Genomic DNA, 12,447 nt, shown 5'->3' with positions numbered 1-12,447 from the left:
GCGTTCTCCATCCACGCCGGGGTCAAGGCCCGACAGTTTTCAAACTATGGCACCGCCAAAACCGAACCCCAAGAGGTGCTCGCGGCGGCGTAAGTTTAATATAGTGCGCTTCGACCGGGAATTCACCCGGCCAGCATGAAACGCACGGCTCTACCAGGCCGAAAGGCCCAAATTCGTCCAACCGCTACGCGGCCCGTTCTCTATCCGCCCTACGTGCGGCAATACCCGCAAGCGCGGTGCGGAAAAGCTCAACGTCTTCCGCGCCGGTCGCCGGTCCGATGGACACCCGCAAGGCGCCGAGACTGTCGCCGTATCCCATGGCTTTCAGCACATGGCTCGGTCCGACCTTGCCAGACGAACAGGCAGAGCCGGCCGACAGCGCCACACCGGCCAGATCGAAGGCGATCTGCGCGGTTTCGGCTTTGACGCCCGCAATAGCGAAGAATGCCGTATTGGCAAGCCTTGGCGCACCGGTTCCGAAGATTTCCGCGTCCGGCACCAGCGTTTTCACGATGGCCTCGATCTCGTCGCGGCGCCGGCGCACCGCATCCATGGCCGGCAATCCGGCAAGGGCCTCGCGGGCGGCCGCGCCAAAACCGGCAATGGCAGCGAGGTTTTCAGTGCCGCCGCGATGGCCCTTTTCCTGGCCACCGCCAGTGACCAGCGGCTTCGGCATCATCAGATCCGAAGCCGCGACCATGGCGCCGACGCCCTTGGGACCGCCGATCTTGTGCGAGGACAGAATCAGATAATCGGCGTAACCAGCTGATAGATCGATCGAAACACGCCCGGCGGCCTGCACGGTGTCGACAATGAGGATACCGCCCGCCGCCTTGACAATCCCGGCGATGCGATCGATCGGCTGGATGACGCCGGTTTCGTTGTTGGCGGTGTGGATGGCGACCAGCGGCAGGCCTTCGCTCTTGTCATGACCGCCGAGCACCGATGCCAAGGCGCCGAGATCGGCGATGCCGTTGGCGTCGACACCGATCCGGGTAACCTGCGCTGCCGGGAAGTGTCCGCCATTCAACAGGCAGGGATGATCGGCCTCGGACACGTAAAGCCGGCTCATGCGCACGGTGCCGCGCCCCATCCGCCAGTCTGGTGACAGCAGCGTCGAGGCTGCTTCCGTCGCACCGGAGGTGAACACGATATGCTCCGCCTTGGCGTTGACGAGCGCCGCCACGTCACGCCTGGCGGTCTCGATCAGGCGGCGGGCCGCACGCCCCTCGGCGTGAACCGATGACGGATTGGCGGCGACGTCAAGCGCCGCGACCATAGCCTCGCGGGCCGCGGCAAGCAGCGGCGCACTGGCATTATAATCGAGATAGGCGCGTTTTGCGGCCATTTTCGTCCGTCAAGTCCCGTCAGAAGCCATTCCGATGTCGTATGGCGTTATTTCCTTGAAATTCCAAGGCGAGCCGTCCTATTTACGCGGCTTGCGGCGCGGGTGGCCGGGCTCGATGTCTTGCCACCCAGTTTTGAACAATTCTAAACTAGCTTCTAAGAAGACGCTCGCCCTGCGTCAAGGCCAGAGGAAACGTTCCAGGCACCGCGCGTTCGTATTACCAAGTGGAGTATTTTATGCCTGAGGTCATTTTCACCGGTCCTGCCGGCCGCCTGGAGGGTCGCTATCAGCCTTCCAAGGAAAAAAGCGCGCCGATTGCCATCGTCCTGCACCCGCATCCGCAATTCGGCGGCACGATGAACAACAAGATCGTCTACGACCTCTTCTACATGTTCCAGAAGCGGGATTTCACCACGCTGCGCTTCAATTTCCGCGGCATCGGCCGCAGTCAGGGCGAATTCGACCACGGCACCGGCGAGTTGTCGGATGCCGCCGCGGCGCTGGATTGGGTGCAGTCGCTGCATCCCGATTCCAAGAGCTGCTGGGTCGCCGGCTACTCCTTCGGCTCCTGGATCGGGATGCAGCTTCTGATGCGCCGGCCGGAGATCGAAGGCTTCATCTCGATCGCGCCGCAGCCCAACACCTATGATTTCTCGTTCCTGGCGCCCTGCCCGTCATCGGGCCTGATCATCCATGGCGATGCCGACAAGGTGGCGCCGCCGAAGGATGTGCAGGGCCTGGTCGACAAGCTGCACACGCAGAAGGGCATCACCATCACGCAAAAGACGTTGCCCGGCGCCAACCATTTCTTCGCCAACGATGCCGACCTGCTGCTCGAGGAATGCGCCGACTATCTCGACCGCCGGCTGGCCGGCGAATTGTCGGATCCGCGTCCGAAGCGGCTGAGATAAACAAGAAAAGAACGGACGGCGATGTACGAGCCTCCTCATTTCAGGGAAACGCGGCCGGAAATCCTGCACGGGCTGATCCGGACGCATCCGCTGGGCCTGTTGATTTCCAACGGGTCCGATGGGCCGGTCGCCAACGCTGTCCCGTTCCTGCTCGACGCGGAAATCGGGCCTAACGGCAGGCTGCGCGCCCATCTGGCGCGGGCCAACCCGCAATGGCGCCTGCTGGCCGACAATCCGGCTTCACCGGTATTGATCGTCTTCCAGGGCAGCGATGCCTATGTGACGCCGTCCTGGTACGAGACCAAGCGCGAGACCGGCAAGGTGGTGCCGACCTGGAATTATGCCATCGTGCAGGTTCGCGGCACAGTCAAGGTGATGGATGACCAGGATTGGCTGGCGCAGCAGATCGCCGATCTGACGGCGTCGCAGGAAGGCGCTCGCCAAGCGCCCTGGGCAGTGACCGACGCGCCGGAGCCGTTCATCCAGTCGCAGATCAAAGGCATTATCGGGCTGGAAATCGAGATCAGCGAAATCCACGGCAAGTGGAAGGTCAGCCAGAACCGGCCTGTGGCCGATCGCGTCGGCGTTGCCCAAGGGCTGGAAAGCGAAGACCACCAGTCGCCCGGCATGGCCGGCCTAGTCAGATCCTATGGCGGGCTGGACGGCAACTGAACTTCGGATGCTCAGGCAGCCTTCCTTGTCGGTCCGATCAGCCAAAACGTTGTCTTGCGGACCGGCAGTCCCGAAGGCATCGGCCGGAAGATGAAGCCGAGCCGGGCAAAGACCAGCCCGCAGGCCAGCGCGAAACCGCAGCCAAGGCCGAAGCCGGCGACGGTGTCGCTGGGATAGTGCGCGCCAACGAAGATACGGGTCGAGGCGATGCAGGCAGTGATCGCCAGGGCGATGTACCAGCGCCGCGGAAACAACAGCAAAGCGACCCCGAACACCGCGCCCATCGTCGTACCATGGCCGGATGGAAAGCCGGCGAAGCGCGCATCGAAAGCGAAGGGGTGCAGGGTAAGCACGCCAAAGTCCTCGTAATAGAGCGGGCGAGCCCGGCCAATCGCATATTTCAGCACATTGACGGCGATTCCCGACAGGCCGGTGGCGCACAGCACCAGAAAAGCCAGGCAGGTCCAGTTGTAGAGGAGCATCAGCGAGCGCCGGGAGAGGCTTCGCCAATCCGTCAGGTTCGCGGCGACAAGCAGAAGCGCCGACGGAATGAGATACCAGCCACCCAGGCCGAACTGGGTGAAAAAGTCGGCAGTCCGGGCAAATCCCGCCGACCACTTGCCGTGAAGCATTCCGGCCGGAGTGTCGAGACGAACAAACGCTGCCGCCGTCAGCAAAATCCAGACCAGCACCCAGACCGACCACAAAACGTTCGGGTATCTGGCCGGACGGGTGGCAAGGCGGCTTTTGGCGATCTGCATCGTATCGCGAAAATTGTCGAGCGACCGGCGCCCTACCCCAAGGAGCAGGCTCGAAACGGGCGGGCGTGATTTCACCAGCATAGGAAATTCGACCCCATTGTTGCCGTCATGGGCATCGGCGAGCCGTCACTGGGTTACACGATAGAGGCCGAGCGACAGCTTGTCTCCCGATGAATAGTTGAGGCCGTCGACCTCGGCAACGCGGTTCGCCGACTTGCCTTGCGCCGCCAGCAGCCCATTCAGTTTCTGCTCGTCGCCGACCTGCGCCAGCGCCAGGGCGCAGGCAGGATCGCCGAGCAGATGCTTGGCGACGCCATCGACATCGGTCAGGACGGTCTTGGTGCCGACCAGGAACACCAGGCTCGGCTCGTGATATTCCGCCGAAGCGAGCACCGTGGTGTCGCAAGGCCTGTTGGCCTGGAACGCCGCCTCGATCGCCGGGCTCAGCCAGATCGGCTTCAGCGAAGGCGCGATGACGCCGAACAACAGCCCATAGGTGATGCCCGCGCAAGCCGCGACGGCGCCGATGCGAGGAAGCGGAACCTGCAACTCCCGCGAGAAGGCAAGGTAGCCCGCCCCCAGTGCTGCCGCGGCGGCCGGAATGCTCCACCAGGAGAAGGTGCCGGTGAGGTAGATCGGCGCTCCGACGCAGACCGCCGCCAGGCCAAGGCTGACCACGGCAAGACCGAATGCGGTCGACCACCACAACCAATCCTGCCAGCGCCTGAGCGGCGCATTCGCCTCCTGCGGCGGCAAGGTCAGCAGCCAGCCGATCAGCAGCGCCATGCCGGGATAGGCCGGCAGGACATAGTGCGGCAGCTTGGTCGGGATCAGCTCGAACACCAGCCAGAACGGAATGTACCAGGCCAGGCAGAAACGCAACCGCGGATCGTCGCGCAGACGGTTGAGGGCCTGCAGCCCGGCGCCGACCGCGATCAGACCGAACGGCCACATGAACAAGGAATAGGTCAGCATGTAGAAGCCCGGCGGCAGGCCGTGCGATTCCTCGCCCGAGGCGACCTTGGCCATCATGTCCTTGCCGACGGCATCACTGAGAAAGGCGCAGCCGCTCTTCCAGGTGATGAGGGCCACCCAGGGCAACACGATGAGCACCACCAGAGCGACACCGCGCACGAGCTTCAGCTTCAGGAGCCAGCGCCAGTCGCGCTCGAAGGCAAACAGGGCGGCGACCGTCAGCACCGACAGGAGCGGAGCCACCGGCCCCTTGATAAGGATTCCGAGGCCTTGAGCCGCCCAGAAGATCCACGGCAAATGGGCGGCCACCGGTTCGTTGCGGCGCGATGCCAGATAAATCTGGGCGAGCGCGCCTTGCGCCGCCACGCAGCAGGCCAGCAGCATGGCGTCGGTCTTGGCGTCACGGCCCTCGAAGGCTGTGGCGAAGATAGCCGCCATTATCAGGCCGGCGGCGAGACCGGCATTGGCCCCGAACAGCTTGGTGCCTGTCCAGGCAATGCCGACGACGGCCAAGGCAATGCCAAGCATGGAGACGAGGCGGTAGACCCAGATCGGCGCCGCCGCCCCCTCGCCGCTCAGCGCCACGGCCGCCGATTGCAGCCAGTAGATGCCGATCGGCTTCTTGTAGCGCGAGGCATCCTGAAAACGGATGTCGACATAGTCGGAGGTTTCGACCATCTGCTTGGTGGCCTGGACAAAACGGGATTCGTCCCGGTCGACGGGTGGAAGGCTCGCCAGTCCGCTGAATGTCATCAGCACGCTGAACAGAAAGAGAAAGAGATAGTTCCTGTTCATCGCGGAGCTTTCCGGATCTGATCTGCGGGATGGCCCCGTCGCGGCGCCTCAGGCCCTGCCCCTGCGCGGCGCCTCAATACGCCAGCCCAAACGACGAAGCAAGGATTCGCAAACGCCATCCGCGTGGGCACCAAAACAGGAACCCGCTTTTGCTGATCGCTGGACCTTTGTCTGGCGCGCGATCAGACGCAAAACCGGAAACCACTTTTGCTGATCGCGCTTGGATGCTAAACGCCCGCGTTCATGCACATCCGAGCCACAGCGGCCGGCGCTTTCGGGAAAGAAACAATGTCCGCCTTCAAATCCGATTTCCTGCGCACGATGAGCGAGCGCGGTTTCATCCACCAGACTTCGGATGATGCCGGCCTCGACAATATCTTCGCCAAGGAGACGGTGACGGCCTATATCGGCTTCGACGCCACCGCCAAGAGCCTGCACGCCGGCTCGCTGATCCAGATCATGATGCTGCACTGGCTGCAGCAGACGGGTCATCGGCCGATCGCGTTGATGGGCGGCGGCACCTCGATGATCGGCGACCCGTCCTTCAAGGACGAGGCGCGCAAGCTTTTGACCCCGCAGGACATCGAAGACAATCTAGCCGGCATCCGCCGCAACTTCATGCCCTACCTCAAATTCGGCAGCGGTCCGAACGACGCCATCATGGTCAACAACGCCGACTGGCTGATGGAGATCAACTACGTCAATTTCCTCCGCGATGTCGGCCGTCACTTTTCCGTCAACCGCATGCTGGCGTTCGATTCCGTCAAGTTGCGGCTCGATCGCGAGCAGTCGCTGTCGTTCCTCGAATTCAACTACATGATCCTGCAGGCCTATGATTTCGTCGAGCTCTACAAGCGTCTCGGCTGCCGCCTGCAGATGGGCGGCTCCGACCAGTGGGGCAATATCATCAACGGCATCGATCTCGGCCGCCGCATGGAGGATGCGCAGCTCTATGCGCTGACGACGCCGCTGCTCACCACCTCGTCGGGCGCCAAGATGGGCAAGTCGGCTTCGGGCGCGGTCTGGCTCGATGCGGAGATGCTGAGCCCCTACGAATTCTGGCAGTACTGGCGCAACACCGAGGATGCCGACGTCGCCCGCTTCCTGAAGCTCTACACGACGCTGCCGCTGGACGAGGTGGCGCGGCTCGAACAGCTCGGCGGATCCGAGATCAATGAGGCCAAGAAGATCCTCGCCACCGAGATCACCGCCCTGCTGCACGGCCGTGCAGCCGCCGAGCAAGCCAGCGATACGGCGCGCAAGACGTTCGAGGAAGGCGCGCTCGCGGAGTCGCTACCGACCGTCGAGGTCGACAAAACGGCGCTTGAAACCGGCGTCGGTATCCTGTCGCTGCTGGTCACTGCCGGACTGGCGGCATCGAACGGCGAAGCGCGGCGGCATGTGCAGGGCGGTGCCGTGCGCCTGAACGACGAGCCGGTGAGCGACGAGCGCCGCCTGGTGACATCAAAGGATTTGAGTCCGGAAAACATCGCAAAGCTGTCTTTGGGAAAGAAAAAACACATTCTGGTGCGGCCAGTCTGAACTCGATCACCGGTACTCGAAGATCGACCTGAATATTCCAGGCGCGATCACCGACAGCGGATTGATGTCCAGCAGCGGCTTGTTGGCATTGCCCTTGAGCCGGTAAGTGACACCGATCAGGCCACGGTCGCGACCATTGCCGAGCAGCGCGCCAACGATGGGCAGTTCGCCGAAGATGCGATTGAGGCCATAGACCGGCATGAACGTGCCGGTCATGTCCATGTTGTTGTTCTGGTCGTAGAGCGTGCCCTGGAACGTCGTCCCGATGCGCGGTCCGCGCAGCACGCCATTGGCCAGTTTCAGATAGCCGCTGCCCTTGTCGATCTCGGCGTAGCCGCGTTCGAACTTCACCCGCGATGTGTCCAGCTTGCCCTTGACCGCCTGATTGAGGCTGCGGTTGTCGCCGGCCGGCGTGGTCGAGACGATGGAGGCGAGTTTCGGTTCGTTGACGACGAAAAAGTTGCTGGTGTCGACCTTGCCCTTGAGCGATCCGTCGCTCGGCCCGGCCAGTGCGAGCGTGATCGCGCCGCCTTCCATATGCTCGTAGATGTTGAGGAATCTCAGAATGGCGCCGGCGTCGGCGGACTGCATGTTGAGCGTGCGCCGGCCGGCGCCGGTGGTGTTGCTGATTGATATGGCCGCACCTGAACTGGCCGTGGCGCTGACCTTCAGCCCGTTCACCCGCGAGCCGGCCGCGCTGTAGTCGAGCTTCAGATTGGACAATTGCTCGTCGTGGAAACCGGTCAGCCGGTCGACATCGGCGCTGACGGAAATGGCATCGGAACCGGTGGTCTTGGTAGCCGTGTCGACGTCCGAAGTGAACTGCTTGATGAGCGAGCGGGCATCGAGCGCGTTGCCCGATATGTCGACCGCATAGCCCTTGCCGGACCGCTTCACCGACACGGCAACGTCGTCGCCCCTGTTCAAGGTGACCTTGCTGAACCGCGCCGACGACAAGGCGCCATTGACCAGCACGATGCTGCCGTCGACGGAGAACGTCTTTCCGTCGAGGTCGAAATCGGACAGCGTCATGGTCTCGCCGGACCTGGTCATGACGAAGGTGACCTTGGCGGGGACCCCTGCCCCCTTGCTCCAGCCCGCCCAGGGAATGTCCAGCCTGGCGTTGGTCAGGTCGGCCGAGACGTTCTGGTCGCCGCTGCCGTTCTTGTCGATCGCCACCTTTACCGTTCCGGCAAGCAGCGGCTTCAGGCCGGGCATGGCGGCGGCGCGGATCTTGTCGTCAAGCACCAGAGCCACCTTGCGGCTGCGCGCCGGCCCGTCATCCGCGAGCGGCTCTACCAGATCGAGTTCGGCCGGAATGCCGTTCAGCAATGCCTTGGCGGAGATCACCGCCTTCTCCGGATCGACCGTGATCGAACCGTCGGCATCCGTCACGATCTGGCCCTCGAAGGGCTTGGCCAAGGACATACCGGTGTAGTCGAGCGACACCAGCCAATCGAGCTTCGAACTGTCGACGCCCGACTGCAGCGGAATATCAGCCTTGACGTGGCCGGTGACGCTGCCCGACAGGTCTTCCGGCAGAATGCCGACATGGCGCATGGCGTTGATCGGCTCGTAGGATGCGAGTTCGGCGACGGCCGACGCTTCGCCGTCGACGTCGATATCGAGCGCGCCGACGACCGGCGGGCGGTTGGCCGCCTTGACCGTCAGCGTGCCGTTGCTGGCCGCCACGGTGCGGCCGCTGGGCATGTAGACGGTGCCCGAGGACAGGGAGATATCGACATCGTTGCCGTGGAAACCGACGACACCGACCGCGTCGCGTATCGGCGGGATGCGGCCGGCGGTGTCGAAGCGCGATCCCTCGATCTGGAAGCGGCCGAACACCTCATCGGCCGAAAGCGGCACGCCGTTGCCAAGCCGGCCCGGCACAACCTGGAACTGAAGGTTGGCGTCGACAACACGGCCGCCGAACAGATTGGCCAGCACCCACAGCCGGGCATTGCGCGCCGAAAACCACGGCCATAGCTGCTTGACGTGAGAGACCTGCATGTCGTGGATGTTGAACGCCAGATTGATCCCCGGCACTTTGCCGTCGACGAACGCCACGGCGGCGGTGCCAAGCATCTCGCCGGAGCCGGCGGACCGGAGCGCGATCTGCTCGGCGACCAGTTTGTGGCTCACCGTATTGTAGACCCCGGCAATCCGGGCGAGGAAGGTGAGCGCCGGCTCGGGCGACTCCGAAGGCGCAAGCGACGACCCGTCGCTGGTCAGGTCGTAGCGATAGGAGGGTTCTTCACCCACCGCTCCGCTTGCCGGCTTCGGCCCGATCGACCCGGCGAAATCGAATGTCGAGCGGCCGGTCTTCAGCAGCAATCTGTCGACCTGGATCTTGTTGCTGCCCGCAACCAGCGTCGCATTGATATCGACGTCCGCCGGCAGCAGTCCTCGCGTGCCGAGATCAAGGACAGAACCCGTCGACGACAAAGCGGCCGTCAGCCGCGATGCGTTCGCGCCGAACCCTTCCGATCCCGTCAGCTTCAGCGCGACGGTTCCCAGCTTGCCGGCAGCGGCCGCCATGTCGCCGGTATCGGCCAGATCGACGCTCGCATCCAGTGCCGTGACGCGGTGCGCCGCGATATCGCGGGAGGCGGAAGCGGCAACGGTAGCCGTCCTGCCGTCGATGTCCGCCGTGGACGAGAACTGCATGCCGCCCGGGCCTGACTGCACGACGGTGGCGTCGGTGAGCTTGACGAGCTTGATCGCTCCGGTTTCGGGCAGCACGAATTCGACATTGCGAAGGTCGATCCGGCGCAGCGAATCCTCCCGCACGGCATCGAGTGCGTGGTTGATGTTTCCGAACACCGCAGCGGACAGCTTCTCCGGATCGATGAGGCCGTCCGCATTGCGCAGGCCGGCGGTCCAGTCGCCGCCGGACGGCATCGCAGCCACGACGATGCGGGCATCCGAGATCCTGGCGCTGGTCAGCCGCACATCTCCCCACAGCAGCGGGAACAGACGCACGCCGAAGCGCACGCGGCCGGCATCGGCCATCGGCTTGCCGTCCGATGTCTTCAAGCTGACGTCGCTGACCTGGAGCGCGATGAAACTCGAACCGTCGAGCGTGATGCGGGCAGGCCCGACCGCGACATTGACATCGACGCCCGCCAGTTTCTCGAGCGCCGTTTCCGCCTCGGTGCGAAGCCGGTCGGCTCCGATGCCGGAGGCGCCAACCAGATAAACGAGCATGGCGGCCAGCAGCACGAAAGCGACCAGACCGGCGAACAGTCGCGACAGGATGCGAAAACCGCGTCCGATCGACGCCTGACCGAGCGGCGGCACACGGCAGGCGGACGGAAAGGTCCCCAGGTCGGTGATCTCATCACGCCTGAACCGGATCTTCTCGTGCTGCGGTCGCTCCTGATCCACGCAATTTTCCGTTGTACGAACTCGATCGTGGACGAATCCCCGTCCGACACTATATCGGTGTGGCTTCGCGCGTAACCTCAAACAAGGGCATCGGTATGGCTGACCTCGACGTAGGCGATCTCGCGCCGCAATTCGACCTGCCGCGGGACGGCGGCGGATCAGTCAGCCTTGCCGCATCGTCCGGCAAGCCCATCGTGCTCTATTTCTATCCGCAGGACGACACAACAAGCTGCACGCAGGAGGCGATCAGCTTCTCGCAGCTGAAGCCGGAGTTCGAGAAGGCCGGCGCCGCGGTGATCGGCCTGTCGCCCGACCCCGTCAAGAAGCACGACAAGTTCAAGTCGAAGTACAATCTGACCATCGACCTCGCCGCCGACGAGGAGCGCAAGGTGATCGAGGCCTACCATCTGTGGGTCGAGAAATCGATGTATGGCCGCAAGTATATGGGAGTCGAGCGCGCGACGTTCCTGATCGGCCGCGACGGGCGGATCGCCAGGATTTGGCGCAAGGTCCGCGTCAAGGGCCATGCGGAAGAGGTGCTCGAGGCCGTTCGTGCGCTTTGAGATTTTGCCGGCGAGGCCGGCCCGGTTTCCCTTACAACCTTACGCACGCCCGGCGGGCAACCGCTGCGGACAAGTCGGCGCTGCAAGCCTTTGTTAACCTTAATAATGTGTAGTCAAGCTGTCGTGGTGTCGTAAACGAAAGCTTGGTCCCGTGAACGTAACCGGTCAGTCCGCAGTCTTCGGCAGGCGTAAGGAGCCCCATACGGTCATCATCGCCCGGGGCAACGAGATCAGGCATTTCACAATCCGGCCGTGGCTGGCGGCCTTTATCGGCTCGGCGCTGGCCGCCATTGCCATAGGTTACCTCATGGCCACCTCCTATCTCGTCCTGCGCGACGATTTGATCGGCGCCACCACTGCGCGCCAAGCGCGCATGCAACAAGCCTATGAAGATCGAATTTCGGCGCTTCGCGCCCAGGTCGACCGCATCACCAGCCGGCAGTTACTCGACCAGCAGCTGATGGAAACCAAGGTCAGCGAACTGCTTGAACGGCAGAGCCAGCTGAGCCAGCGTCACGGCCGCCTTGGCCCGCTGCTCGAACGCGCCGAGAGCGAAGTCGGCGCAGCGCCGGCCGAATATCCGGCAGCGGTTGCGAAGCCGGACAAACGCGCCGAAGTGACCGGCAGCATCAAGGAGCCCGCGACGAATTATGCGGTCGCCAGCCTGAGCGCCGATCCCGGCGCCGGCGACACAAGGCCGTTCTCGCTGTGGTCGACCCGCTCCGATCCGCTGCCTAGCGCTTCAGCCGCCGATCGTGCCGACAAGCTCTTCGTTTCGATCAACCAATCGCTGAGATCCATCGAGAGCGATCAACTGACCCGCATCAGCACGCTTGCCGACAATGCCTACAAGAGCGCCGATGCCATCACCCAGGCGCTCGAGGCGGCCGGACTGCCCGTCGACAGCGACTTCGGCAAGGGCGACAGCGATGTCGGCGGACCGCTCATTCCGGTCGACAGTTCGATGATGTTCGACAGCAAGGTCAAGGAGTTGGACGAAGCGCTTGACGCCCTCGACCATCTCAAGAAGGAAGCGCGCCAGCTGCCGCTGACCAACCCCGCGCCGGGCCACTCCGTCACCAGCCCGTTCGGCGTGCGCACCGACCCGATCCTCGGCACCGCGGCACTGCATTCCGGCATGGATTTCAGGGCGCCGATCGGCATGGCCGCCAAGGTCACCGCGCCCGGCACCGTCACCAAGGCCGGCTGGAACGGCGGCTATGGCCGCATGGTGGAAGTCGACCACGGCAATGGTTTTGCGACACGTTACGGGCATCTCAGCGAGATCGACGTGACCGTTGGCGAGAAACTGGACGCCGGCGCCGTCATCGGCAAGACCGGCAGCAGCGGCCGCTCGACCGGCCCGCATCTGCACTACGAAGTCCGCCACAATGGCGAAGCGATCGATCCCTTGCGCTTCCTCACGGTCGGCAAGAAGGTCGCCCAGTATCTGTAAGCGATCCTGGGCTCCTGCCCCATGCGCCGATGACCAT

The 12,447-nt window shown here is 63.7% G+C and carries 9 protein-coding genes; 5 read left to right on the top strand and 4 right to left on the bottom strand.

Annotation, left to right across the window (positions count from 1 at the left end; genetic code table 11):
• Positions 1-184 precede the first annotated feature (184 nt).
• Positions 185-1,348: a cysteine desulfurase family protein gene (locus NKI99_RS08640; protein WP_352610550.1), complete on the bottom strand. Its 1,164-nt coding sequence runs from the start codon at positions 1,346-1,348 to the stop codon at positions 185-187.
• Positions 1,349-1,584: 236 nt separating this feature from the next.
• Here NKI99_RS08640 and NKI99_RS08635 point away from each other — a divergent pair, with 236 nt between their 5' ends.
• Positions 1,585-2,259 (top strand): alpha/beta hydrolase, encoded by a 675-nt coding sequence (locus NKI99_RS08635; RefSeq protein ID WP_023669128.1) that lies wholly within the window; start codon positions 1,585-1,587, stop codon positions 2,257-2,259.
• Between the two features lie 21 nt (positions 2,260-2,280).
• The gene (locus NKI99_RS08630; protein WP_352440138.1) at positions 2,281-2,931 is read left to right on the top strand and encodes an FMN-binding negative transcriptional regulator; all 651 of its coding nucleotides are present in this window, start codon (positions 2,281-2,283) and stop codon (positions 2,929-2,931) included.
• Positions 2,932-2,942: 11 nt separating this feature from the next.
• Here NKI99_RS08630 and NKI99_RS08625 read toward each other — a convergent pair whose 3' ends face one another.
• Together NKI99_RS08625 and NKI99_RS08620 are read right to left on the bottom strand one after the other, a co-directional pair.
• A complete protein-coding gene (locus tag NKI99_RS08625; RefSeq protein ID WP_352610549.1) occupies positions 2,943-3,773 on the bottom strand; it encodes a phosphatase PAP2 family protein in 831 nt (276 codons plus the stop codon).
• A gap of 45 nt (positions 3,774-3,818) precedes the next feature.
• Positions 3,819-5,462 (bottom strand): ArnT family glycosyltransferase, encoded by a 1,644-nt coding sequence (locus tag NKI99_RS08620; protein ID WP_352610548.1) that lies wholly within the window; start codon positions 5,460-5,462, stop codon positions 3,819-3,821.
• A 288-nt stretch (positions 5,463-5,750) separates the two neighbouring features.
• On the opposite strand from NKI99_RS08620, the gene tyrS reads away from it, so the two are divergent.
• On the top strand, positions 5,751-7,004 hold the full coding sequence (gene tyrS / locus NKI99_RS08615) for a tyrosine--tRNA ligase (RefSeq protein ID WP_352610547.1): 1,254 nt from the start codon (positions 5,751-5,753) through the stop codon (positions 7,002-7,004).
• 6 nt (positions 7,005-7,010) lie between these two features.
• Here the strand turns inward: tyrS and NKI99_RS08610 are convergent, their stop codons facing one another.
• The gene (locus NKI99_RS08610) at positions 7,011-10,391 is read right to left on the bottom strand and encodes a hypothetical protein (RefSeq protein WP_352610546.1); all 3,381 of its coding nucleotides are present in this window, start codon (positions 10,389-10,391) and stop codon (positions 7,011-7,013) included.
• 95 nt (positions 10,392-10,486) lie between these two features.
• Here NKI99_RS08610 and NKI99_RS08605 point away from each other — a divergent pair, with 95 nt between their 5' ends.
• Positions 10,487-10,954 (top strand): peroxiredoxin, encoded by a 468-nt coding sequence (locus tag NKI99_RS08605; protein ID WP_128305433.1) that lies wholly within the window; start codon positions 10,487-10,489, stop codon positions 10,952-10,954.
• A gap of 151 nt (positions 10,955-11,105) precedes the next feature.
• Positions 11,106-12,410, top strand: a complete 1,305-nt coding sequence (locus NKI99_RS08600) for a M23 family metallopeptidase (RefSeq protein WP_128305434.1) — start codon at positions 11,106-11,108, stop codon at positions 12,408-12,410.
• The last annotated feature ends 37 nt before the right edge of the window (positions 12,411-12,447 follow it).

Source organism: Mesorhizobium sp. M0239 (assembly GCF_040321815.1).
Classification (GTDB): domain Bacteria; phylum Pseudomonadota; class Alphaproteobacteria; order Rhizobiales; family Rhizobiaceae; genus Mesorhizobium.
The sequence above is the reverse complement of the archived record's forward strand: the minus strand, read 5'-3'. Positions and strand labels throughout refer to the sequence as shown.

Coding starts and splice junctions, on each gene's coding strand:
- NKI99_RS08625 (WP_352610549.1), bottom strand. CDS start 3,773: ATGCTGGTGAAATCACGCCCGCCCGTTTCGAGCCTGCTCCTTGGGGTA.
- NKI99_RS08620 (WP_352610548.1), bottom strand. CDS start 5,462: ATGAACAGGAACTATCTCTTTCTCTTTCTGTTCAGCGTGCTGATGACA.
- NKI99_RS08630 (WP_352440138.1), top strand. CDS start 2,281: ATGTACGAGCCTCCTCATTTCAGGGAAACGCGGCCGGAAATCCTGCAC.
- tyrS (WP_352610547.1), top strand. CDS start 5,751: ATGTCCGCCTTCAAATCCGATTTCCTGCGCACGATGAGCGAGCGCGGT.
- NKI99_RS08640 (WP_352610550.1), bottom strand. CDS start 1,348: ATGGCCGCAAAACGCGCCTATCTCGATTATAATGCCAGTGCGCCGCTG.
- NKI99_RS08635 (WP_023669128.1), top strand. CDS start 1,585: ATGCCTGAGGTCATTTTCACCGGTCCTGCCGGCCGCCTGGAGGGTCGC.
- NKI99_RS08605 (WP_128305433.1), top strand. CDS start 10,487: ATGGCTGACCTCGACGTAGGCGATCTCGCGCCGCAATTCGACCTGCCG.